This window comes from Streptomyces sp. CA-288835, from assembly GCF_050936385.1.
Classification (GTDB): Bacteria; Actinomycetota; Actinomycetes; order Streptomycetales; family Streptomycetaceae; genus Streptomyces.
Window position 1 is genome coordinate 4,969,416 of the sequence record NZ_JBNJMW010000001.1, and the last position, 23,650, is coordinate 4,993,065.

Below are 23,650 nucleotides of genomic sequence, written 5' to 3' on the forward strand. Positions count from 1 at the left end.
GGACGGCCTCGACTGAACGTGTGTCGTATCCCTCTGGATTCGATTGATGCGTGCAGAACGCGCGGAAGGGACTGCGATGCCGACCCCACCCTGGTTCAGTCAGCTACTCGAAGTCAGTGACGTCCTGGCGGCCAAGCACAGAGCCTATGTCGCGGACTGGCCAGGCGACCCCGAGGACGAGAACGATGTCCCACCGCTCCTCCTCCGCCTGGCTGATCTGGGACAGGTGCTCGCCGAGCGGTCGGCCGAGCTGACGCCTGAGCAGACGCGGCAGGTGTTCCGGATCCTGGAAGAGGTCATGACGTCCGGCAGCGAGTACGACGGCACAGCGGTCGCCACCGGCTTCTTCGAAGCGCTCCTCAACGCCTGGGACAACGGCTTCGATCTCCGAGCGGTCTGGGACGACGTGGGCCCCGAATCGCGGGCCTACTGCCTCGCGTGGAACAAGTTCGGGGGCGTCGAGTCACCGGACTGGATGCGCTGACGCGGCCTCGGCCTGAGGGCCGCAGGGACGTCTCCGGCAGCGGCGACAGCACAGTCGCCGCTGCCGGAAGCTCGGAATCGGCCCCGCTCACGAAACCGGGATGGTTCGCTTTCCCCGCGCCCTTCGAGGAAACGGGCGAGACTTGCTGCCCTTGAACACAGGCCTCCCGAAAGCAGTCGCCTCCTCACCGGGGCGACGGCTACTCCAAGGCATGAGACTGCTGAAGCAGGTCGCTAACATCCCGCCCGAGTGGCGCTGACCAGCGCCTCCTTGCACACCGGTGAGGGTTTCGAGGTGTTCTCGGTACGGCCACCCAGGAAATGAGGCAAGTGATGAACAAGGAGGCCGCCCGGTCTTCCCCTGGCTGGCCAGCGAACGCTTGGCCCGTGGGCACACGTGTCCGTGTCATCCAGGATCCCGCCTGGGCCGGCCCGTGGCCGGTGGAGTTCTTGGGAACGGTGGACAACCTGCGTCCGCCATTCCCGGTTGACCACGCGTTAGCACGGGAAGGCGAGCTCGTCTATTGGGTCCGCTTCGACGAGTCCCAAGTCGACAGTGAGGGCTGCGGTCCCTACCGCAGTGCGGCGATCTGGGACCGCTACCTGATCAGGGACCTCCGTCCGGGGCCGCCACCGAGTCCACCCTCCACCGTTTGATCGGAGCGCATATGGACGACCACGACGACAGCAGCACCGGCAGCTACGCGTTTCTCGCGGAGTTCTATGCCTGCCACGCGGAGCTCGACGAGTTCACCACGGAGCTCCTGATGGACTACGACTTCGGCGAGGAGGCCGAACTTCTGAGCCAGGTTCTGCTGACGCGGCACGGCGATCTGTTCGAGCTGCGTTCCACGCACCGATTCGACCGCGCCCTCGATGCGGTTCAGGGCGACGCCGGTGTGGTGGACCTCTACGCAGCGCTTTCGGTCGGTCCCGAGCTCTGCGCCGTGGAGGTCGGTGTCGAGGTCGATCTGGACCAGGACTTGGGCGCGGCGCCCGCCGGAACCCGGACCCCGCACCACTGGAAACGTGAAGGGGTCCCCCTCGGCGAGGCATTCACCGCCCTCCGGGAGCTGACTCGAGCACTCATGGACCTGAAGGACCCCTTCACCGCCCCACCCGCACCGCGCAACTGACCAGCGCCGCCACCGCGCACCCGGCCGCCGCTGACGTGTTCGGCGGGCTGCGACTTCACGAGGTCCCTTGAGCGCAGTAACCCCGTTCACTGGAGCTCAGTCGCGTGTCAGGCGCCGCCCTCGGCTCTCGGCAACCCGGAGGGCGTCGCCGAGAGCCTCGGTCAAACACTCGGCGAGGAAACGGAGTTCGCCCCGCGGGGTGTCCGGGAGGATGTCACGGGCGTGGGCGAGGAGTTCCGTCCCCATGCCTAGCTGGACGGTCTCCGTGGTGTCGGCGAGGCGGGACACGGGTCCGCCGCTCTCGTCGGCGATCAGGTAGCAGGGCTTCTCCTCAGCATTGAACCAGGGCAACAGCCGTGGCCTGAACGGGGATTGGGCTGGGTCGGGTGGCTCCGGGTTCAGCGACGGTTCATGTGCCGCTCCCATCAGGCGACATCCATTCCGTGGATCCAGTAGGGGCCGGGTGTGTCCAGCCCCAGAGCGGCCATGGCTAGCTCGCGCCGCCGCTGACGTTTCTCGTGGGCGGTCACGTAGGGGCGTACGGCCACGGTGGCGGTGCCGTCGTGAGGGGTGTCCAGGCCGTAAGGGCTGCGGTGGGTGGGGAGTTCGGCTCGGGCCAGGGGTGGGGCGGTGGGTACTTCGGGGGCGGTCGGGTGTGGTCGGCGGCGTGCGACGCGTCGGTGCGCACCGCGTGGGTTGAGCAGGAGGCTCACCCAGGCAATGAGGCGACCGATAAGGTCCGTCATGTCATCAACTCCGTTCAGATCCAAGTTGGTGGCCGCGCCCCCGGACGGCTCCATCCGTCGCGGGGGTCTATGTCTTTCCGGGCCGGCCACATCAGCGCGGTCTACCGCAGTCTACTGCGGTCGCGCGGTCTACCGCAGAGTTTTAGCGTCAACCGCATGAGCCCCGAGCTTGACCGAACCCGACCCGTCTGGCGCCAGGTCGCCGCAGCCATCGAGACCCGCATCACCTCCGGCGACTACCCCGTGGGTGCGCGAGTGCCGTCCGTCGTCGAACTGTCCGCGGAGTTCGGCATCGCGGCCTCGACCGCGCAGAAGGCCCTGACCTACCTCAAGACGGAAGGGCTGATCCGAGCAGAGGTCGGCCTCGGCTCCTTCGTCGCCAAGCGCCCCGTGGAGCCAGCCAACCAGAGCGAAGAACAGGGCTGACGAGCCCACGGAACACTGCACGGCGGTCGCACCAAGCATGGCGTCAAGGGCTACTTGTGCCCGTGCAGCCCGGCTCCCCGCTGAAGGGCGGCCGCCGACTGGGCCACGGCCGTGGACGTGGCCCGCTTCGGTGGCGGCAAAGGCAGGCGTATCGGATGGCCGCGGCAAACCCCACCGAGTACGGCTCCTTCCCGCTGCGGGTGCAGTGGGAAGGAGCCGTCGGGTGGTTGGCGGGAGCGGTCGGGTCAGCGGGTGCCGAGTAGGGTGCGCCAGGTGTTCGGGCCGATGATGCCGTCGACCTGCAAGTCGTGGTTCTGCTGGAAGGCTTCCGTCGCCGACTTCGTCTTCGCGCCGAACTCGCCGTCGGCCGTGAGGCCGTAGCCGTAGACGTTCAGCTGCGTCTGCGCTGCCGCCACCGCCTGGCCGGACGAGCCGTACTGCACCGTCTTGATCAGCTTTGACCAGGTGTCCGGGCCGATGACGCCGTCAGCGGCCAGGGACTTGGACCTCTGGAACTGGGTCACCGCCGAGCGGGTGTCCGGGCCGAAGATGCCGTCGGCCTCGAGCCTGTAGCCGTGCGCGGTCAGCAGCTGCTGGGCGGACCGTACGTCCGCACCTTCGGAACCGTTCTGGAGGATCGGCCAGGAGGCACCGGGGGACGGGGCCTCCCCGCCGCCACCGCCACCGCCATCACCCAGCTTGACCGGGCGGAAGGGGTCGTAGTTGTCGCTGCCGATTCCGTAACTGAGCTGCCGGTGGGTCGTGCCGTACGTACCGCGCTGTTCGTACGCCCAGTAGGCGCTGTGCGACGAGTTGGCCCACTTCTCGAAGATCACTACGTGACGGAAGTCGCCGTCCGTGGTGCTGTAGTCGATCAGCAGGTCACCCTTCTTGAGCTGACTCGTGCTGCTGAGCCGCGTGGTGACACTCGAGTCGGCGAGCCCGACGGTGTTCAGGCCGGGCTTCCCCAGCCCGAGCGCCATGGAGACATAGCCGGAGCAGTCCTGGCGGTAGCCGTCCGTCCAGTTGCGCTCCATGCTGTAGGGGACCGGGTTTCCGTTGTTGGCCGTGAGCCAGGTACGGGCCCGGTTGATCATCGTGTCGGGCGAGAGCGTGGCCGCGGCCGTGGCCATGGTCGACGGCTCGCCGACCTGGGTGACGAGCTTGCTGTCGGCCTCGGGCTCCGGCCCGTAGCCGATCTCCTTCTGGGCGGCGACCGTCGCCAGCCTCGAGGAGTCGGTGCCGGTGTCGGCGAGCGACGGTGTGACGGCGATTGCGGCCGCGACACCTCCGGCGGCGGCGCCTATGAGAGTGACCCGCGCGCGGCGCGCGAGTCGGCTGCGAAGAGACATGATTTCCCCGTATTCCGTTTGTTTGCGGTGGGTGGTTTCGTACGGGTCACTGGGCGGAGAGGAGGGGACGCACGCGGCCCGTCCTCTCCCCCGAAGGAGGACGGGCCGCGTGTGTCAGGGACGCCAGCCGTCGGCGACGCGCCCCTGCTGCACCTGGAAGGTTCCGCTGCACTTCCCGTCATCGGGGTCGCCCCAGATCTTGACGACATCGACGTCGTTCGCCCAGGTGCCGCCGTTGGGGTGGGCGTAGTTGCCGAGGTTGGCGGCGGTGTTCCGCGGGATGCAGATGTACGCGTCCGGGGAGGCGCCCTGGTCGATCAGCCAGACGGAGTCGTCGTTACGGGTGTTGACGACCGCGTCCGCCCGGTTCCCTCCGCCGATGACGCCCTGGTAGGAGGTGTCCTGGTACGAGCTGAAGATGCGTCCGTTCTGGAAGGAGCCGTCGTACAGACACACACGCGGGTACGTGCAGCCGTGCATGCTGGCGGCCGAGGCGGGCGCGATGGTCAGCGGGGTCAGGGTCGCGGCCAGACCGGCGGTGAGCAGGGTCGCCGACAGCTTCCTGTTCAGCTTCAGCTTCATGGGGTCACTCCTGGTGAGGTGTCGTGGGCGGAGCCGACCGCACCGGCCGGCTCCGGCAACGAGACTGCGGGTTCCGCGCCTTGCTCGGCCACAGCCGACGCAGAAGTGACCTCGTCCCGGGACGTCCCGCATGCTGACCTGCTGAGATGCCGCTCGCCGAGTCCCTGCGGCGGGACTGTCCCGAAGGGGAATTGCTGATTCGGTGCCAGGGCGGGGTCGTACCAGGGCGCGATCCTGCGCTGTGATCCCCGTGACAGCTGATGCAGAATGAGCCCGGGACACGGGGGCCGGGATCGCGGTCCCCGGCGCGAGCGGGGGAAACATGTCGCGTTGGAAAGAGCTGCCTGCTGAACTGCATCCACACGTCCACCAGTTGATCGTGCGATTGCGCAGACTGAAGGACCGCAGCGAACTGAGTACCCGTCAACTGGCTACGAAGACCGGGTACAGCGCAAAGTCCTGGCAGCGGTATCTGAACGGCAGGTCTCTGCCGCCCCGGGAGGCCGTCGAGGCGATGGCCCGCGTCGGCGGTGACGATCCGCCCCGGCTGCTGGTGATGCACGAGATCGCCGCCCAACGCTGGGCGGAGGGACGGGTGGTCACCACCGACGCCGCCGAGGACTCTTCCGCGACACCGGCACAACCCGCCACGGAGCAGCAGCCGTACCGGCGTCACCTGCGCGCCGCGGTCACGGCGGGAGCCGTGGTCACGGTGCTGTCCGTCTCCGCGGCGCTGCTGCTGGCCGTGCGGCTCACCGAGGCCCGCGCCCAACTCGCGCACGACCGCAGCGATGTTGCCGCGACGGCCCCGGCCACCGTGTCGGCGTCCCTGGTGCCGGTCATCTACACCTGCCGCCTTGAGCAGCGTGACGGCCGCTGGAACGCGGGCCTGAGCCGGACCACGGACGTCCTCCTGTCCAACGCCCAGGTGGGGCTCGAAGTGGCCGAGGCGCAGTGCCTGTTGCAGCGGGCGGGCACCGCACCAGGGGAGATCGACGGCGTCTTCGGCCCGAAGACGCGGCGGGCGGTCGAGCGCATGCAGAAGCAGAACGGGCTGATCGTGAACGGAGTCATCGACCCGCCCACCTGGCAGGCCCTGCGGTCGGCGGATGCGAAGTGACCGCGGAACACACCCGGTTGGCCGCGGCGCTGCGGGAGCTGCGGGCCGGTGCGGGGCTGAGCCTGGCGGCGCTGGCGGAGCGGACGACGTACAGCAAGTCCTCCTGGGAGCGTTACCTCAACGGCAAGAGCCTGCCTCCACGCCAGGCCGTACAGGAACTGTGCCGGCTCGCGAACGAACCGGACGGGCGGCTGCTGGCCCTGTGGGAGATCGCCGAGTCGCACTGGAGCGGACGCGCGGCGACCCCCGCACCCGAGCCTGCCGCGGACGAATCGCCGCGGCCACATCCTCAGGAGTCGACGCCGCCCGCCGGGACCGGGTGGCGGCGACTCCACAGGGGCAGGCTCCTGGTGGTGCTGGCGTCGGCGTACACCGTGATCGTCGGTGGTGCCGCGGCCCTGCTGTTCCTCCTGCTGGCGGACTCGGAGGCTCAGGAGGACGGACCGCCGCCGGCCTCCGTGCCGTTCTCCCTCGCTCCCGAATGCCACGGAGCCGCCTGCGAGGGCCGGGACCCGATGCGCCTGATCTGCGGTATCGGCCCCGAGACCCTCGCCTCGCACCGCACGGCCACCGGCGCCTACGTCGAGCTGCGCCACAGCAAGAAGTGCGGCGCGAGCTGGGCCCGGACCTGGGGGACCGCGATCGGCGACCGGCTGGACGTCACGGCAGGCGGCCCGACCCACAGCGTGCGCATCAAGAACAAGGACGACGCGGCAACCTTCATCTATACGGAGATGACCGAGGTCCGTCGCGGCAGCACCGTCCGCGCTTGCTTCCGGCCCGCGTCGGCCGACGGCGAACAGGAGTGCATCGAGGCCCGCGTGGGCGGGGCCGTCACCACGACCCGGCCGCCCACTTGAACGGCGCCGGATGCCGTCGCCCTGGTACCCCACGTCGGGTGCAGTGGTACGTACTCAGCGACCACGCGCGCCGCCGCCGACCGGCGGGCCCGACTGATAAGTCCCGTATACACAGGGACTGCGCCCTCACCAAGCCGGGTCCCGAATCAGTGCAAAGCGCTACGAGCGCCACCAGTCCTGACTCTGCGGCGCCCCCTGCGAAGGGCCGTAGTCCGGTGCGTCGTAGCCCGGAGTCCCGTACGCCCCCGTGCCGTAGCCGCCCGCCGGACCGTAACCACCCGCCGAGCCATAACCCCCCGCCCCGTAACCCTGCGCCGCGTCATAAGCCGTCGCCGTCTCCGGCTGCCCCACCCGCGGCATCGGCGTCGCATGCTCCATCGTGCCCTTCCAGGTGCGGGCCGGAGTACGGCCGGCGTACCGGCCGAAGATGACGGCCGCGGCCGTGGCGGCCAGCACGCCCGGGACCATCTCGTAGATGCCCGTCTCCAGCGGGCCGAGGAGTGGGTCGATGTCGTCCCACAAGAAGACCGTCAGGGCGCCGGTCACCATGCCGGCCTTCGCTCCGGCCGCCGTCATTCCGGGCCAGTACAGGGAGAGGAGGACGACCGGGCCGAAGGCGGCGCCGAAGCCGGCCCAGGCGTACGCGACGATGTCGAGCACCGCGCCGCCGCTGAGGGCGATGACGTACGCGACGACCGCGACGGCCACCACGCTCAGCCGGGCGACGAGCAGGAGCGAGGTGTCGGAGGCCCGGCGGTTGATGAACGCCCGGTAGAAGTCCTCGGTGAGGGAGGTGGCCGAGACCAGGAGCTGGCTGTCCACCGTGGATTTGATCGCGGCCAGTACGGCGACCAGCAGGATTCCGGCGATCCAGGGGTTGACGAGGCGGGTGGCCAGTTCGATGAAGACGGTCTCGGGGTTGTCGAGGGGGTCGGGGAGTACGGCGATCCCGGCCAGGCCGATGAACGAGGCGCCCGCCAGTACGACGGCCGCCCAGCCCACGCCAAGGCGGCGGGCCCGCGGTATGTCGGCGGTGCCGCGGATGCTCATGAAGCGGCTCAGGATGTGGGGCTGGCCGAAGTAGCCGAGGCCCCAGGCGAGGAGGGAGATCATCGCGATGGTGCCGAGCGGGCCGCCGGTCGTCCATACGTTGTCCGCGAACGATGCCTCGGCGGCCGGGTCGAGCAGCGCCGGGCTCGCGTCGCGGATCGCGTCGTTCACGGCGCCGGGGCCGCCTGCCTTCCAGAGGGCGATCAGGGGGAGGGCGACCGCCGCGAGGAACATCAGGGCGCCCTGGACGGAGTGCGTGATGCTCAGGGCCGTGAAGCCGCCGAGGATGGTGTAGACGACGATCACCACGGCGAAGATGGTGAGCCCGGTCTCGAAGTCGGCGCCGAAGATCTCGTTGAAGAGCAGGCCGCCGGCGACCAGTCCGCTGGCGACGTAGACGGTGAAGAACACGACCGTGACGACGGCCGAGAGCGAGCGCAGCACGTGGCTGCGGTCCTCGAAACGTTCCTCCAGATACGAGGACAGGGTTACGGAGTTGCCGGCCTGCTCGGTGTAGGTGCGCAGGCGGGGCGCGACGAGCCGCCAGTTCAGATACGTACCGATGATCAGGCCGACCGCGATCCACGTCGCCCCTATCCCGGTCATGTACACGGCGCCGGGGAGGCCCAGGAACAGCCAGCCGGACATGTCGCTCGCTCCGGCGGACAGGGCGGCCACCGGTGCGCTGAGCCGGCGTCCGCCGACGGAGAAGTCTTCGAAGGTGCTGGTCTCTCCGTGAGCCATCACCCCGATCATGACCATCGCGATCAGAAATACTCCAAAGGTGATCATGGCTGGGATGGTCAGGGTGATCATGCACTTTCTCCCTGCGATACGGCGACGAGCGCACCCACGGCGGCATATGCCAAAGGTGCGCACAGCTCACCTTTTCGGGCCGGAACGGCGCAGTGTAGGGGCTACGGTCCGTATCGGCGAGAGCACTGAAGGGGGCAAGCGGCCCCATCGGTTCCGGATTGTGACGGGCATACGGCGGGGTGCAGCGGGGATACGCGGTTGCGAAGATCCTTCGAAGTTTGTGCAGAAGTTTGTGCAGAGGGTTGGGCGGAAGGTTGTGGCAGGTGGCGGGGGCCCGGAGGCCACGGCGCCGCCGCTGAGCCGCGAGCCGGGGGGTGGGGAGGCTGTTGCGCGGAAATGTGACACTTGAAGGGCCAAGTGTCACATTTCCCTGCAACAGCCTCCCCACCCACACGGAACAGTCAGGCCAGGTGCACCTCGAGTGCCGCCCGTACGCCCGACTCCAACGCCCCCTCGATCCACGACGGCTTGACCGACGTGTGATCGCCGGCGAAGTACAACGGCCCCTCGGGAGCGCGGATGGCGGCGAGGAGTTCGGTGTGCTGGCCGGGCAGGAGAACGGACGCCTCGCCGTACGCGTACGGATCGCGGAGCCAGCTCTGGGTGCGCCCGGCTCCCGTATAGAAGACCTCGAGGCGCTGCCCGTACACCTGCTGAAGTCCGCGCAGCGCATGCGGATAGCGGGCATCGTCGTCGAGGGAGTCCCAGCGGGAGGCGTCGTCGGCCCAGCTGTAGGAGGCGAGGACGACGCCGCCCTTGCTGCCGGGGACCGGGTGGGAGGGGTTGATCATGAAGCGGTTGGAGTTGTCGGAGACGGAGCCGCCGCCGATGATGTGCGCCGCCTCGGGCTGATCGCGGCCGGCCGCCCAGCGGTTGGCGGAGATGGGGGTGCCCCCGCGCGAGCCGAGCGAAGCCGGTTCGAGCGTGGGGGAGGGCGCGCTGCGCGTCGCTGATGTGTCCGGACGGCACCGACGGATGCGCGCCGAGCAAACTCCCGTCGGCGGGCGCCTTACCGCGCCGGTACTCCTCGTACAGCCCGGGACGTACGGCCTCGAGCTCCCGCTTCCAGTCCCCTTCCTCGAACTCCCACCAGCGGCGGGCGAATTCGAGCAGCACCTTGGTCGCGCTGTCGTAGTGCAGCTCGGCGACGGCACGGCGTTTGCCGTACGACATCAGCGGGCGGACCTGCACCTGCCGCAGCCCGGAGAACGGCACGGTGACGATCGCGAGGTCACCGGTGAACTCCTCCCGTACGACCTTGCCGTCCCTCCCCTCGGACACGGTGTCGATCCATACGTGCGGGCCGCTCGAGCGGACATGTGATGTGTCGCTGTCCCGTTCCGGATCCCAGTACTCGATGTGCGTCGCACGCCGGTCGAGGCGCAGCAGGTCGCGTACCTCCCGCAGCAGCGCGTCCGGGAGCGTCGCCGTGCCGCCGGCCAGCTCCCAGAACTCGGTGTCCGGGCTGATCAGCGACTGACTGATGAAGCTGTGCACGAAGGACAGCGGCAGCCGTGAGGTCAGGTTCTCCAGGGTGCCGACGAGATCGATGGTGCGCTCGTCGAGGCCTGCCCCCTCGGTCAGGAACCGGTACATCGACCAGTCCCCGTACCGCCGGATCACCCGCGCCCAGCCTCGCACCCGCTCGGGCATGGGCTTGTCCACGCGCTTACCGTCAGGACCGGCCGTACTGAACTCGTCGCGTACGGGGTCGAGGGCGTCGCGCAGAATCTTGGCGGACGGCGTGTCCCAGTACTTCCGCGGCACCCCGAAGGACCGGTTGACCTTGCGCGGCGCCTTGGCGTACTCGGCGCGGCGTACGCGGATGCCGTTGACGTGCAGCCAGGCGTTGTTGACGGCCTTGCCCTCACCGTCGACGTCCACAAGGTGGAACCGCCGCTTCTCGAGCCCGAGTTGGTCGATGAGACTCATCACCAGCGGATGGCTACCGGGGATGCGCATGGCCCCGGCCTCGGCATACTGCCGCGCATCAGCAAACGGCTGCGCCGCCTGCTCGTGCCCGCCGGTGCGGAAGGTCTTGATCCGCCCACCGACCCGATTCCCGTTGGCCTCCAGCAGCGTCACGTCATGCCCGGCCCGCTTCAGCAGCCAGGCAGCCACGAGCCCGGCCGGTCCCGCACCGACGACCAGGACCTTCTTGGGGTCCTTGGTCTTCGGGCGGGGCAGACCCGAGTTGAGGATTTTCCGGTACGTCGGCACGAGCGGCTGGTTGTCGTCGTCGACGACCAGCAGCGCACGGGCGACGGCGAGACAGGTGGCCCAGTCGGCGGTGGATCTGGGCGGGCAGGGCGCAGGCGCCTGTTGAGGCCCGGCGGCCGCATGTTGAGGCTGGGCGGGCGCGGCGACGGCCTCGCCCGCCGCAGCCGGACCGAGCGCTGCCGCGGTCGCGGCGGTACCGGCCACAGCGGTGACACTGGCCGTGAACTCCCGCCGGGAGAACGGACGATGAGGGCTGGCTGCGGTGCGGAGTTCATCCATACGTCCTGGATAAGCGCGCCACCGTACGCCCAACAACACGATCCCGGTTGATCACCTGAACGTGCGAGCGCACGAGGTGCGACCCCCGCCACGCCCACTGCCCGAGCGCATGTAACACCTCGTCACGACCCTGAACACCATCACCGATCAGGCACCCGAGGTTTGCATTGTGCTTCCGCCACGGCGACGGTCACTGTGGTGGCGGGCACAGACCTTGTGGATCCCGCGGGTTACGAGGGGCCGTGGTGGAGCAGGCCCAGGGTGAGGGCGGCCACCGCTGTGGCCAGGAACGCGATCCCGCCCACGATGTCGCGAGAGCCCACCCTCCGGTGGGCGACGATTGCGCCGATGAAGTACAGCACGAGGCCGGAGGCGGCGAGAGTTCCCAGTAGCGGCACGGCGAGCCCGGCCAGCAGCCCCACGGTGCCCGCTGCCAGCAACGTGCCCAGCACCGGTACATACTTCCGAGGTATGCCCTTCATGTCCGCCTGGGTCTTGGGGTATTCATGGCCGATCAGGTACGTGACGGCGGCGGCACCGTTGAAAATCGCGCCGAGGATGGTGACCGTGACGAAGGCGACGAACACGTTCTCTCCGCTCTGTGGGGACGATGTTGCTGGGCGCCCCGTTGTGGAATGCCGATCTCTGGATGACGAGCCGGCGACTCGGTCTGTGACATCAGTTGATCTGGGTCAAAGACCTCACCGGGCCCCGTCCTTGATCACGACACGTTCCCCGTCTGAGCTCCGCAGGCCCCCCGACCGAGCGGCCCCTGTCGTGCCTGGACGTGGTGCGAACCCTCCCCAGCCAGGGGCCTGTTCACGGGAATGTGACAGTGCAGGGCCGCACTGTCACATTCCCGCGACCGCATACCCGGCTGCCCAGCCCCGACAGGATCACCAACCGCACCCGCGGTCGACCGCCACAGCTCAGAGCGCGATGAGACCCGCGGCAGTCGGCTTGAACCCGCAGGCGTCGAAGTAGAACGACCGCAGGTCGTCCTCGAAGTCGACGTGCAGCCATTCGCATGTGGCCGTACGGGCCTGTCGGGCGGCCTCGGCGACGAGCCCCGCTCCGATCCCGGAGTGGCGGTGGCCGAGTGCGACCACGGTGTCCAGGATGAACGCGTGGACGCCGCCGTCCCACGCGACGTTCACGAAGCCAACGAGGTCACCGCCATGGCGTGCACAGACCCAGCCGAGGCTGTGGCGCCGTACCCGGCCCAGCCAATCGACATCCATGGGCCGGTGGTCGAATCCCACCGCATGCAACGCGTTGAGAGCCGCGTTGTCGAAGTCGCCCCGCCACTCGTACGTGATCGTCATGACGGCTTGCGGGCCATCGCGACGTAGCAGGAGACCTCGGCGTCTGAGATGTCGGCCGTTACTCTGCTGGACTCGGCCTGGCCGTCCGTGTTCCAGCGGTGGGGTAGGGCCACGCCGGGTGGGATGGGCTCCAGGCCGTCCAGGAAGCGTTCGACTTCTGGCTTGGTGCGGGCTTGGGCCGGGATGCCGGCGGAGGCGTACACCTGGATCGCGCGGTCGATGCCCTCGGGGTCGAAGTCCGCTGTGACGTGGGACAGGACCAGGTGGGAGCCGGGGGCCAGGGCTTGCATCAGATGGGCGACCAGGGCGTATGGGTCTCGGGCGTCGGGGAAGAAGTGGAGGACGGCGTTCAGGCTGAGGGCTATCGGGCGGGTCAGGTCGAGGGTGGCGGTCAGGGCCGGGGTGGCTAGGAGTGCGGTGGGGTCGGCGGCGTCTGCTTCCACGTATGCCGTACGGCCCTCGGGGGTGCCGTTCAGGAGGCGGGCGGACTGGGCGCGGACGATCGGGTCGCGGTCGACGTAGACCACACGGGAGTCGGGCGCGACTTCCTGCGCGATCTCGTGGAGGTTCGGGCTGGTGGGGATGCCGGTGCCGATGTCCAGGAACTGGCGTATGCCCTGTTCCGCCAGGTAGCGGGTGGCTCGGTGCATCCATACGCGGTTGGTGCGGGCGATGACGATGATGCTCGGGAAGGCGGCGATGGCCCGGCCGGCGGCGGCGCGGTCGGCGGCGTAGTTGTCGCGGCCCCCGAGGTAGTAGTCGTACATGCGGGCGCTGTGCGGCTGATCAGTACGCAGATCCGTGAGATCCGTGAGATCGGTGGCGCTCATGTCGGACTCCTCCCCGTCGGTCCAGCCGCCCGTGGCGGGTCGGATACCGCGGGCGGCGCGGGCTTACCGAGGCTAACCCGAACAACTTCCGTTGCGCAGCGCCGAGTTGAGACGACAAGCGCGGCGGACGGCGAGGGCACGGGCCCTCACCGTCCGCCAGTCATCTATCCGCGTCAGCCTGCGTCAATCCACCCCAATCCATCTCAGTCCGCCGTCTGCGCCGGATTCGCCGTGACCCTGCGCAACAGTGGCCTGCTGGCGGCGATCGTGGCGAGCATCGCGAGGGTGCCTACCGTCACGCAGAGGGTCAGTTGCAGGGCGCCGGAGGCGTTGATCGTGCTGCCGAACGCCTCGTTGAACTGGAAGGCTCCGTAGACGCCCATCCCGGTGGTGCCGCCGGCCAGAACGGCCAGGGGGAGGGCGGTTTCGCGGGTGCGGGCGCGGTCCAGGAGCTTGAGGGGGGTGCCGGCCAGGCGCAGGAGGCCGTAGACGCGGCGGCGGTCGAGGACGTTCGCGGCGGCGGTCAGGCCGGCGGAGACGGCGGCGACCAGGAAGCTCATGGCCAGGGTGGCGGTGCTGACCACGCCGATGCGGTTCACGGGGACGTTGTCGAAGGCGCCGGCGTAGTCCTGGGTGAACGGCGGCCGGCCTGCGGCGACGGGGGTCAACGCGGTGGCGGCGGCGTCCAGTTGGTCCTCGCCGCCCGAGACGTGGGCGATCAGGCCCGGGCTGCCGCTCAGCAGGGTGAAGTAGTCGTCCTCGGACGGGGCGGTGACCGTGGCCTTGACGCCCGCCTCGCGCAGCAGCGTGCGGGCTTCGGTGACGGCGCGCTGGGTGGCCGCGGAGTCCGCGGTCAGCACCGCGACCTGGCCCTGCCGGTCGGGGCCACCGTCGAACTGCAGCTGGCTGACCGAGAAGAACCCGGCGACGAAGCCGGCCAGGACCAGGCCGCTGACGGTGCGCCAGGCGCCGCTCGGGTCGTCGCTGAGCCGGCGGGCCGCCAGCAGAGTCGCCGGGCGGCGGGCGTAACGGCCCACGACGCGGCCCAGCCGGTCCACGACCCAGGGGCCGAAGACCCAGAACGCGCCGTAGAACAGCGCCAGCAGCGCGAGCATCTGGCGGGGACCGAGCTGGCCGCCCTTCGTGGTGAAGAAGACGTAGCCCAGCGTCCCGGCGAACAGTACGAGCCGGATCATGCGGGTGCGGCGCGGGTTGGCCTGCTGGGCGACGCCCAGCGGGGAGGTCGCGACCTGGCGCAGCATCGTGACCGCGCTGACGGTGATGAGCGCGGTCACCGCGAGCACCACGGCCGCGAACCAGGGCAGGCCCACCCACAGTTGACCCGTGTACCAGCCGCCGACGCCGTACGGGATCTCGGCGAGGGCGGGCAGCAGCGCCACGTATGCGAGGGCGCCCGTCAGGGCTCCGGCCCCGCCCACGGCCGCCGCCTCGGCGGCCGTCATGGCGATGATCTGCCGCGGGGTCGCCCCGGCCAGCCGCAGTGCGGCGAGCCGCTGCTCACGCCGGGCCGCGCCCAGCCGTCCGGCGGCCGCGGCCAGCACGATCACGGGCATCACCAGCAGGGCCACGCCGAGTACGGCCATCTGCTGGTCGAAGGAGGTGAACAGGCTCGCCCTGGTGGAGCCGAATCCGGCGACCTCGGCGCGCTCGGTCTGCCCCTCGTCGAAGAAGTTGCCGCCCTCGGCCGCCTTGGACACCGCCGGGTCGGACGGCGCCCGTCCCACGACGGCGACGAGTTCGTCGGGCGAGGCGAGACCGGCCGCGCCGATCGTGCCGTACGACGCGGGCTTCGGGAGCCGGTCGGCCAGCTGGTTCGCGGGCAGCTCGCGCATCAACTCGGCCAGCGCCGGGGATACGTACACATCGCCCCGCTTCGGGAAGCCGCTCAGGCCGGGCGGCGCGGGCGTGGCCTTGTGGTCGGGCAACTGGGCCAGCGAGACGACGGTGACGGGCTTGTGGCGTACGTACGTTGTGGCGAGCGCCTGGACGGCGGTGGCCTGCTTCGCCGGTACGGCGTCGGGCGTACGCCAGTCAGTGCGGTCGGCGCGCTCGCCGGAACCGAGACTGACGGCGATCATCATCAACAGCACAAACGCGCTGACGGCGGCGACCACAGCAGCCAGCAACTGGCTCTGCAGGCCACGACGACCGGACGCCCGGGCAAGGTGCCAGGTCAGGGGCAGGACGGGGGAACGCATGGGGTCTCCGGGAGGGTGGCATCGGCGGGTGACCGGCTACTCGCGGTCCCCTGGGGTGGGCTGGGCGGTCAAGCCACCGTGTACTGGCTGTAGTTGCTGATCCGGCCGTCCCGTACCTGGAGGATCCGGTGGCAGTGGGCGGCGACGTCCGCGTCGTGCGTGACCATGACCAGGGCGGCGCCCTGGGCGCGGGTCACGGAGGTGAGGAGCTGGATGACTTCGGTGCTGGTGTTCTGGTCCAGGGCGCCGGTCGGCTCGTCGGCGAAGACCACGTCCGGTTCGACGACGAGCGCGCGGGCGATGGCGACCCGCTGCGCCTGGCCGCCGGACAGCTGACCGGGGCGGCGGCGCTCCAGGCCTTCGAGCCCGAGCGGCGCGAACCAGCGGCGGGCCCGCTCGACGGCCGCCTTACGCGGCACACCCTCCAGCATCAGCGGCAGCGCGACGTTCTCCTCGGCGGGCAGCTCCGGCAGCAGCTGGCCGAACTGGAAGACGAAGCCGAAGCGCTTACGGTGCAGGGCGCTGAGCCGGTTCTCGCCGAGGTTGTCGATGCGCTCGTCGCCCAGCATCACCTGGCCGCCATCGGGGCGGATGACCCCGGCGAGGACATGCAGGAGCGTCGACTTACCGGAACCCGACGGCCCCATGATCGCCAGGGAGTCGCGCTCGCGGACCTCCACGTCCACGCCCGCGAGGGCCATGGTGGAGCCGTACTTCTTGATGAGGCCGTAACCGGCCAGGACGGTGCTCATGATGCGTCTGCCCTCTCGGATGGGGATCGGATGCGTGATCGGGGCGGGCGATCGGGGTGGGGGTCGGGTGGCTGTTCGGTCGGCCCCCCGGCCGGCTTGTCAGCGCTCGAACTTCCAGGTGACGGACGAGTCCGACGCCTTCACCACGGACACGGGAATGGACACCTTCTTGCCGTCTTCGCCCTTGCCGGTGCAGGTCACCTTGGTCCCGGTCACGGCCTTCAGATCCGGGCAGCTCACCCCGGACACCTCGCTGCCGACCCAGGGCAGCGGGTGGTACTTGTTCTCGGTACGGGCGCCGACGATGGTGCCGGAGAGCGCCTTGTGACCGTCCACCTTCGCTTCCATCGTGGGGTGGTCGAGAGCGGTGGTGGACTCGGTGCCGGCCAGCAGATAGGTGCCGATACCGCCGACGGCGACCACGGCGGCCGCCCCACCGACGAGGCTGACAAGGGCCTTGCGCTGCATGACGTACTCCTGAACTCAGAGGAATGAAGCCCCAGTTGGCCGGGGGCTGGTCCCTGCTGGCCGTGGGGAGGAAGTGGCTCCACTCTCGCCCGCGGGCCCGGGCGCGCGCCTCAGCCGAACGGTCAGAAGCCGTCGGCCTTCACGCGGCGGCTCCTCGGCCATTCGGCCGAGGCTCACGCCGACGGCCCTCACTTACGGTGACCGCAGAGGGCCGGACGGCCGCGGACGCCCCGGGGTTCATGTGCTCTTGGCCACGTGCGCGCGGTCGTGGCCGCGTCCTGCGCGACAGCTATCGTGGCGAAGCAAATCGAACGTGATGTACGTGATGTACGTGAACAAGGTTGGCGGAGGCTGGGACGTGTCGGACGAGGGACGGCTCATCGCCGGGCGCTACCGGCTGGCCGAACGGATCGGCCGGGGCGGCATGGGCACGGTATGGCGCGCCGAGGACGAGGTCCTGGGCCGCCAGATCGCGCTGAAGCGACTGCACGCGCATCACCACCTGTCCGACGACGAGCTCGCCACGCTGTACGAGCGCATGCGGCGCGAGGCGCGCAGCGCGGCCCGTATCACCCACCCCAACGTGGTCGTCGTGCACGACGTCGTGGACGACGACGGGCTGCCCTGCATCGTCATGGAGTACGTCCCCTCGGTCACCCTCGGTGACCTGCTCAAGGACGACCGGACCCTGACGCCCGAGGAGGCGGCCCGGATCGGCCTCGGCATGATCGCCGCCCTGCGCGCCGCCCACGCCGCCGGAGTGCTGCACCGCGACGTCAAGCCCGGCAACGTACTGCTCGCCCACGACGACCGCGTGGTCCTCACCGACTTCGGTATCGCCATGACGGACGGCACCTCGACGCTGACGAAGACCGGCGAGATGGTCGGTTCGATCGACTACATGGCGCCCGAGCGGATGCGGGGCCACACCCCCGGACCGGCCTCGGACCTGTGGGCGCTGGGCGCCACGCTCCACCAGGCGCTGGAGGGACGGCCACCGTTCCGCAAGGACACGGCGATGGAGACGGCGTACGCCATCGCCACCGACCCCCTGGGCCCGATGACGCAGGCCGGTCCGCTGGAGCCGCTGATCGAGGCCTTGCTGGTCAAGGACCCGGACGAGCGGCCTACGGCGGAACAGACGGAGCGGGCGCTGCGGACCGTACGGGCCGGGGAGCCGACGGAGGTGCATGCGTTCGCGGGTACGGGCACACGGACTGGTTCGGGGTCGGGGTCTGTCACGGGCTCCGCGACCGGTTCCGCGACGGGCTCCGCAACCGGTCGGGGCCGGGCGTCGGACGCGTCAAAGGCGACGGACGCGCCGCGCGTGCCCACCGGGACGGACGACGGCGGGAACGGTCGCAGCCGGAGCCGGGGCGAGGACCGAGGTCGCGGACGCAAGCGCCGCGCCCTGCTCTGGAGCACCGTGGGCGCGACGGTGGCGGGCGCGGCCGTCGCAGGCACGCTGTACGTGACGGCGTACGAGGGCGGGGCGACCGACGACGCCACGCCGAGCCCCGGTACGACCAGCGCACCGCCGTACAAGCCGCCGCCCGTGCCCGAGGGCTACCACCTGGTCCGCGACGAGCGCCTCGGCGTCGCCTTCCCCGTACCGGACGACTGGACGGCCGCCAGGAAAACCCCCGACGAGGTCAAGTACGTCGACCCGACCAAGAAGGCCGAGATCACGATCGGCGTCGTGGACCCCGCCGGCTCGCATCCCGTCGAGCACTTCAAGAACATCGAGGCCAACACCAAGGTCAACTACCCGACGTACCGCAAACTGCGCATGCAGAAGACCTCGTTCCGTGGAGAGCCCGCGGCCGTATGGGAGTTCACGTTCCAGGGCCGCGCCCGGGCCTTCCGCGCCATCAACCTCGGTTACGGCAGGGAGGGCGCCAAGGAGTACGACATCTACCTCTCGGCCCCGGACGCCCAGTGGACGACCTTCCGCCCCGTCTTCGACAAGGTCAGGGACGGCTTCACCACGACGGGCTGAGGCGGCGAAGACGTACAGCCGCAGCACCAGGAAGCGCCCGATACCGGCGAGCCCGGAGGCGCTGAGATACACGGCCTGCTCGGTCAGCACCCCGGGCGAAGACTGCACCGTGTGCAGAACGAACATCGCCGCACAGGTCACCAAATAGGCGGCCGTCGCCGATCCCGCGGACTGCCAGTGCTGACGCCATCCGGCACGCCGCCCGGCCCCGAAGGTGAAGCGGGCATGCAGCTCCGTGCAGAGGAGCGTGGAGCCGACGGTGATCAGGGCGTTCGCCAACACCCACGGCATCAGCTCGGCCAGCAGCCCCACAGCACCACTGGAGAGGACTCCGATCCCGCCGCCACACAGGACGAAGCGGGCGAAGGAGGCGAGAGGACCGGGGCGTACCGGCGATACAGGCGACACCGACGACACGGGCAATACGGACGCGGCCGAACTCGTGCCTATATCGGCCGCGTTCATGGCGGTTTCCTTCCGGCGGACGGGAGCGTTGAACCTCTGGGATCAACTGCTCCAAACCCTGCCGCCACCAGCTCACAAGCACGATGACGCCCACTCCCGAACCGAAGGTAGGGCTGGCACTACCCTCAAGCCGGGGGCACTCCGCCCAAGCGCTCCCGCGAGGCATCCGCGACCGCCTCAGCGCCCCGCCGCCTCCTTACGCAAGAACCGCCGCAGCCGCGCCTCCGGCCACGTATTGATCACGTCATCCTTGGTGAGCCAACCCCGCTGCGCCGTGCCCACGCCATAGCGCATGTTGGCCAGGTGCAGAGTGGCATGGGCATCGCTGTCGACGGCGAACTTCACCCCGTGCCGCCGCGCCCGCAGAATGTCCTCGTCCCGCAGGTCGAGCCGGTCCGGATGGGCGTTGATCTCCAGGGCCGTACCGGTCCGCGCGCAGGCGGCGAAGACCGCGTCGAGGTCGGCGTCGACCCCCGGCCGCTTGCCGATGATGCGGGTCGTGGGGTGCCCGATGATGTTGACGTACGGGTTCTCGCAGGCCCGGACGAGGCGTCGGGTCAGCGCCTCGCGCCCCTGGTTGAAGTGCGAGTGCACGGAGGCCACGCACAGGTCGAAGCCGGACAGGAAGTCCGCCGGCCAGTCCACCTCACCCTCTGGGTCGATGTTGAGCTCGGCTCCGTGCAGCAGGCGCAGGCCGCCGCGCCGGCCACGGGTGCGATACGTGCCGTCCAGGGACCGTACGCGCTCCCGCTGGGCCAGCATCCGTTCGTCGGTCATCCGCTGCATGTAGAGGTTGGGGCCGTGGTCGGTGATCGCGAAGTACGCGTAGCCACGCCCGGCCGCCGCCTCGATCATCTCCTCCAGTGGGGCGAGTCCGTCGGTGAGGTCGGTGTGCGTGTGCAGGTCGCCCTTGATGTCCGACTCCTCGACCAGGTCCGGTAGTTCACCGTGGAGCCCCGCCTCGATCTCGCCGCGGTCCTCGCGCAGCGTCGGCGGGATCCAGGGCAGGCCGAGCCGGGCGTACACCTCCTCCTCGGTCTCGGAGACGATCTTCTCGCCGCTCTCGGCGTCGAACAGCCCGTACTCGGAGAGCTTGAGCTTCTGGTGCACGGCCCGTTCGCGGGTGCGGATGTTGTGCGCCTTCGAGCCGGTGAAGTACTGCAGGGCCGCTCCCCACGAGTCCGGCGGTACGACGCGCAGGTCCACGGACAGGCCCTTGGTGGTGCGGATCGACGTCTTCTTCTCGCCGTGTGCGATGACTTCGGAGACGTACGGCAGCTCGGTGAACGCCCGCATCAGCCGCGCCGAACTGTCCGCCGCGGCGAGTACGTCGATGTCGCCGATCGTCTCGCGGAAGCGGCGCAGGGAGCCGGCGTACGTGCAGCGCCGGCAGCCGGTGATGGCGGACAGTTCGGTGACGATGTCGTCGGCGACGTCCATGGCGACGTCGAGCAGGACGCGGTCGCCGGAGGACTGGAGGAGTTCGATGCCGTGGAGGATGTTCTCCTCCGTCTTCGGTCCGAAGCCCTTCAGGTCGCGCAGCCGTTCCTCGTGGATGGCGTCGGCCAGCTCCTCGACGGAGGAGATGCCCAGCTCCTCGTAGAGCACACAGGCCTTCTTCGGGCCGAGCATGGGGATCTCCGTCAGCCGCCGGACCCCGGCGGGGATCCGCGACCGCAGCTCCTCGACGGCGGAGACGCTGCCACTGCGGAAGTACTCGAGGATCTTCTCGGCGGTGGACTTGCCGACGTTGGGGATCTCCTGGAGGCCCTTGACGTCGAGGGTGGACACGTCGGCGTGGTAGCCGCCGATCGAGCGCGCGGCCTTCTCGTAGACGCGCGTGCGGTACGCGTCTCCTCCGGTGATCGAGATCAGGTCCGCGTACTCCTGGAACAGGGCGGCGACCTCGTCGTTGGAACGAGCCACACCTTCAGAGTAGGCATCCACGGCCGGACTATTCATGGCCTACTCATGGCCTACTCACGGCCCGAGTGCTTCGGCGGGAGCCGTGCGCAGAGCCCGTCGGGTGGGCAGCTCGATGGTGACGAAGGCGAGGCTGATGATCGTGAGCGCCGTGGCGGGCAGCAGCCAGACCGGGCCCGCGGGCCAGGGACGGTCCAGGAAGCCGATACCCAGGAGGGTGAGCGGGATCGCGGCCAGGGCCAGGCCCGCGGTGAGGGCGGCGGCGCCGATCACCGCGGCTTCGCGGCGCATCATGGTGCGGATCTGACGTGGGGTGGTGCCGTTCAGGCGGAGGGTGGCGATCTCGGCGCGGCGCTGGACGGTGGTGGCGACGAGCTTGTTGGCGATGCTGAGGAGGAGGTAGCCGAGGAGGACGACGATGGTGGCCAGGTTGACCCACACCTCGGGCGGGGCCTCGCTCAGACCGCCGCCGGTTCCGGGGTCGGTGGGCTCCAGCGTCAGGCCAGGCCGGGACCCGGCGAGCGCCGCGAGCTCGCGCTGCGCCGCCTCCGTACCGTCCGTGCGGACGAGGATGCTCTCGTCGAGGCCCGTCGTGGTGTGGCCCGCCGCGAGGTCGCGGGAGAGCGCGACCGGGCCGAAGCCGAGTCCGCGGTCGTAGATGGCGACGACCTGGGCCGTCACGCGGGTGCTGTCGCCGAGGATGAGGCCGACCCGCTGGCCGAGTCCGGCGCCGCGGGAGCGGGCGACGTCGCTGCTGACGGCGACGGTGTCGCCGGTGAGCCCGGCCAGGCTGCCGAACCGTACGTCCAGGTCCAGGACGCTCCACGAGTCCGGAGGGAGGATCATCGCGGAGGAGGCCTCGACCTCGTCCTCGCCGAGGAGCTTGTAGGGCCAGACCACGGTCGTACTGCCGACGGGGGCCGCCGCCCGTACGCCGGAGGTCTCCCGTACCGCGTCGAGCGTGTCCGCCGGCAGTGCGCCGAGGGCCGGTGCGGTCAGGCGTTGCTGGGCGAGGGTGCCGGTGCGGACGTCGTCCGAGGTGGCCGTCATCACGGTGGTCTGGGCGAGGGTGTACGTCAGCACGAACACGACCGCCATCGCGAGGGTGCTGACGATGCCGGCGATGCGCAGGGCGTACCCGCGGACGTTGGCCACGGCCAGCCAGGTCGGCGCGTCGGTGCCCGGCCGCAGGCGCCGCGCCAGGGTGTCGCCGACGCGCTTGACGAGGGCGGGGCCTACCAACGCGAGGCCGATCGCGCCGATGACGCCGGCCATGGAGGTGGCGGCCGCGCCGAGCACGGTCCTCGAGAGCAGCGGTACGACCGACAGGGTCGTCGCGGCGAGGATGAGCAGCAGTCCGCTACGGGTGCGGATGCGGGACGGCTCACGGGGTTCGCTGCGCGACTCGGCGACCGCCTCCGTGGCGGGCAGCCGCGACGTACGCCAGGCGGCGCCCCGCGCGGACAACTGGACGGCGGCGGCCAGCAGGAGGGCGGTGGCCAGCGCGGGCAGTGGGCTGAAGGTCAGGGGCAGGGCGTCGGGGAGCACGCCGCGTTCGACGAGCTGTTGCCGGAACTGTCCGGCCAGCAGATAGCCGAGGGCGGCCCCGGGTACGAGCGCCACGGCCGCGATCACCGTGGCCTGGGACGCGGCGAGCCTGCGGATCTGTTTCGGGGTGGCGCCGACGGCCCGCATCAGGGCCAGTTCGCGGCGCTGCCCGGCGATCGCGACGCCCAGCGCGCCGGCCATGACGAACCCGGTGATCAGCACGACGATCCCGGCGAGTGAGCCGGCGAGCAGGATGAGGAGTGTGCGCGAGGCCACGGCGTCGGGAGCGGCGAGGTCGCCCCGGTCCTCGCCGGTGGCCACCACCAGCTCTGTGTCGCGCAGTTGTTCGCGGACGGCCCGGGCGACGGAGTCGGCGGCGCCGGTCTCGGTACGCAGCCCGATCAGGTCGACGGTCCCGGCGCGGGCTCCGCTGTCGCGCCCGGCCAGCCGCCCGGCCGTCGCGTCGGTGAAGAAGACTCCGGCTCCGGGCGCGTCGACGACCCCGGAGACGCGGTACTCGGCGGCGTCCCGCCCGGCCGCGACGACCTCGACCCGGTCGCCCGCCCGGACCCCCGCGGCGGCGGCCATCTCACGGTCCACGGCGACCTCACCGGAACCCTCCGGCTTCCGGCCGTCGACCGGCGCATCCTGAAGCAGCCCGGTGGAGGACCAGCCGTGCCCGGCCGTCTTCGGATCCTCACCCGGTACGACCCCGCCGTCCCCGTCGAGGAGCGCCGCGGGGAAGCTGACGTCACTGATCACGTCCGTAACCGCGGGCAACTCGCCCAGCCGGTCAGCTACTTGGGCCGGAACCGTCCCCCGCTCCGGCAACGCGATCGGCAGATCCCCACCCGGCCGGAAGGTCTGATCCGCCGACACCACGACGTCCGCTCCCGCGAGCCGCCCGGCCGGCAACTGCGACCGCAGCCCGGACTCGGCCAGCACCCCGGTCCCGGTGACCAGCACCGCACCCCCGAGCACCGCACACGCCACCGCCACCAAGGCGGCGACCCGATGCCGAGCCATCCGCACCGCGAAGTACCACATGCCG

Annotated in this window: 19 protein-coding genes and 2 pseudogenes; 6 read left to right on the top strand and 15 right to left on the bottom strand. The window is 70.2% G+C overall.

Going from position 1 to position 23,650, the window contains the following annotated elements; genetic code table 11:
* Positions 1–76 precede the first annotated feature (76 nt).
* Positions 77–484 carry a DUF7674 family protein gene (locus ACQEVY_RS22330; RefSeq protein WP_432951171.1) on the top strand — a complete coding sequence of 136 codons (408 nt, stop codon included), beginning with the start codon at positions 77–79 and terminating at the stop codon, positions 482–484.
* 652 nt (positions 485–1,136) lie between these two features.
* Positions 1,137–1,619: a hypothetical protein gene (locus ACQEVY_RS22335; RefSeq protein WP_432951173.1), complete on the top strand. Its 483-nt coding sequence runs from the start codon at positions 1,137–1,139 to the stop codon at positions 1,617–1,619.
* Between the two features lie 96 nt (positions 1,620–1,715).
* On the opposite strand, the gene ACQEVY_RS22340 is transcribed toward ACQEVY_RS22335, so the two are convergent.
* Together ACQEVY_RS22340 and ACQEVY_RS22345 are read right to left on the bottom strand one after the other, a co-directional pair.
* Positions 1,716–2,045: a hypothetical protein gene (locus tag ACQEVY_RS22340; RefSeq protein ID WP_432951175.1), complete on the bottom strand. Its 330-nt coding sequence runs from the start codon at positions 2,043–2,045 to the stop codon at positions 1,716–1,718.
* Positions 2,045–2,365: a hypothetical protein gene (locus tag ACQEVY_RS22345; protein ID WP_432951177.1), complete on the bottom strand. Its 321-nt coding sequence runs from the start codon at positions 2,363–2,365 to the stop codon at positions 2,045–2,047. The genes ACQEVY_RS22340 and ACQEVY_RS22345 overlap by 1 nt, the downstream gene beginning before the upstream one ends.
* Before the next feature lie 156 nt (positions 2,366–2,521).
* On the opposite strand from ACQEVY_RS22345, the gene ACQEVY_RS22350 reads away from it, so the two are divergent.
* Complete coding sequence (locus tag ACQEVY_RS22350; protein WP_432951179.1) at positions 2,522–2,791, top strand: GntR family transcriptional regulator; 270 nt, start codon at positions 2,522–2,524, stop codon at positions 2,789–2,791.
* Between the two features lie 245 nt (positions 2,792–3,036).
* Here the strand turns inward: ACQEVY_RS22350 and ACQEVY_RS22355 are convergent, their stop codons facing one another.
* Both ACQEVY_RS22355 and ACQEVY_RS22360 read right to left on the bottom strand, forming a co-directional pair.
* Entirely contained in the window at positions 3,037–4,143 is a 1,107-nt protein-coding gene (locus ACQEVY_RS22355) for a peptidoglycan-binding domain-containing protein (RefSeq protein ID WP_432951181.1), read from the bottom strand.
* A 114-nt stretch (positions 4,144–4,257) separates the two neighbouring features.
* A complete protein-coding gene (locus tag ACQEVY_RS22360) occupies positions 4,258–4,725 on the bottom strand; it encodes a hypothetical protein (protein ID WP_432951182.1) in 468 nt (155 codons plus the stop codon).
* Between the two features lie 322 nt (positions 4,726–5,047).
* On the opposite strand from ACQEVY_RS22360, the gene ACQEVY_RS22365 reads away from it, so the two are divergent.
* A complete protein-coding gene (locus tag ACQEVY_RS22365) occupies positions 5,048–5,845 on the top strand; it encodes a peptidoglycan-binding protein (RefSeq protein WP_432951184.1) in 798 nt (265 codons plus the stop codon).
* Entirely contained in the window at positions 5,842–6,705 is an 864-nt protein-coding gene (locus ACQEVY_RS22370) for a DUF2690 domain-containing protein (RefSeq protein WP_432951186.1), read from the top strand. The genes ACQEVY_RS22365 and ACQEVY_RS22370 overlap by 4 nt, the downstream gene beginning before the upstream one ends.
* Before the next feature lie 159 nt (positions 6,706–6,864).
* Here ACQEVY_RS22370 and putP read toward each other — a convergent pair whose 3' ends face one another.
* The 8 genes and pseudogenes from putP to ACQEVY_RS22410 form a co-directional block, all read right to left on the bottom strand.
* Positions 6,865–8,571: a sodium/proline symporter PutP gene (putP, locus tag ACQEVY_RS22375; RefSeq protein WP_432951188.1), complete on the bottom strand. Its 1,707-nt coding sequence runs from the start codon at positions 8,569–8,571 to the stop codon at positions 6,865–6,867.
* Positions 8,572–8,972: 401 nt separating this feature from the next.
* Positions 8,973–11,070 (bottom strand): annotated as a pseudogene (locus tag ACQEVY_RS22380) (flavin monoamine oxidase family protein).
* Between the two features lie 230 nt (positions 11,071–11,300).
* Entirely contained in the window at positions 11,301–11,657 is a 357-nt protein-coding gene (locus tag ACQEVY_RS22385) for a DoxX family protein (RefSeq protein ID WP_432951190.1), read from the bottom strand.
* A gap of 342 nt (positions 11,658–11,999) precedes the next feature.
* Complete coding sequence (locus ACQEVY_RS22390; protein WP_432951192.1) at positions 12,000–12,395, bottom strand: GNAT family N-acetyltransferase; 396 nt, start codon at positions 12,393–12,395, stop codon at positions 12,000–12,002.
* Complete coding sequence (locus ACQEVY_RS22395; RefSeq protein ID WP_432951194.1) at positions 12,392–13,225, bottom strand: SAM-dependent methyltransferase; 834 nt, start codon at positions 13,223–13,225, stop codon at positions 12,392–12,394. The genes ACQEVY_RS22390 and ACQEVY_RS22395 overlap by 4 nt, the downstream gene beginning before the upstream one ends.
* Positions 13,226–13,428: 203 nt before the next feature.
* Positions 13,429–15,444 (bottom strand): FtsX-like permease family protein, encoded by a 2,016-nt coding sequence (locus ACQEVY_RS22400; protein WP_432951196.1) that lies wholly within the window; start codon positions 15,442–15,444, stop codon positions 13,429–13,431.
* A gap of 68 nt (positions 15,445–15,512) precedes the next feature.
* Entirely contained in the window at positions 15,513–16,196 is a 684-nt protein-coding gene (locus ACQEVY_RS22405; protein ID WP_432951198.1) for an ABC transporter ATP-binding protein, read from the bottom strand.
* A 99-nt stretch (positions 16,197–16,295) separates the two neighbouring features.
* Positions 16,296–16,664, bottom strand: coding sequence for a hypothetical protein (locus ACQEVY_RS22410; protein ID WP_432951200.1), 369 nt, complete (start codon positions 16,662–16,664; stop codon positions 16,296–16,298).
* 325 nt (positions 16,665–16,989) lie between these two features.
* Between ACQEVY_RS22410 and ACQEVY_RS22415 the strand changes: the two genes are divergently transcribed.
* Positions 16,990–18,663, top strand: coding sequence for a serine/threonine-protein kinase (locus ACQEVY_RS22415; protein ID WP_432955346.1), 1,674 nt, complete (start codon positions 16,990–16,992; stop codon positions 18,661–18,663).
* Here the strand turns inward: ACQEVY_RS22415 and ACQEVY_RS22420 are convergent.
* The 3 genes and pseudogenes from ACQEVY_RS22420 to ACQEVY_RS22430 all read right to left on the bottom strand — a co-directional run.
* Positions 18,661–19,080 (bottom strand): annotated as a pseudogene (locus ACQEVY_RS22420) (hypothetical protein); the annotation flags it as partial. The gene ACQEVY_RS22415 and the pseudogene ACQEVY_RS22420 sit on opposite strands and share 3 nt — an antisense overlap.
* 225 nt (positions 19,081–19,305) lie before the next feature.
* Positions 19,306–21,054, bottom strand: a complete 1,749-nt coding sequence (polX, locus tag ACQEVY_RS22425) for a DNA polymerase/3'-5' exonuclease PolX (RefSeq protein WP_432951202.1) — start codon at positions 21,052–21,054, stop codon at positions 19,306–19,308.
* Between the two features lie 54 nt (positions 21,055–21,108).
* The gene (locus ACQEVY_RS22430) at positions 21,109–23,646 is read right to left on the bottom strand and encodes an ABC transporter permease (RefSeq protein ID WP_432951204.1); all 2,538 of its coding nucleotides are present in this window, start codon (positions 23,644–23,646) and stop codon (positions 21,109–21,111) included.
* Between the last annotated feature and the right edge of the window lie 4 nt (positions 23,647–23,650).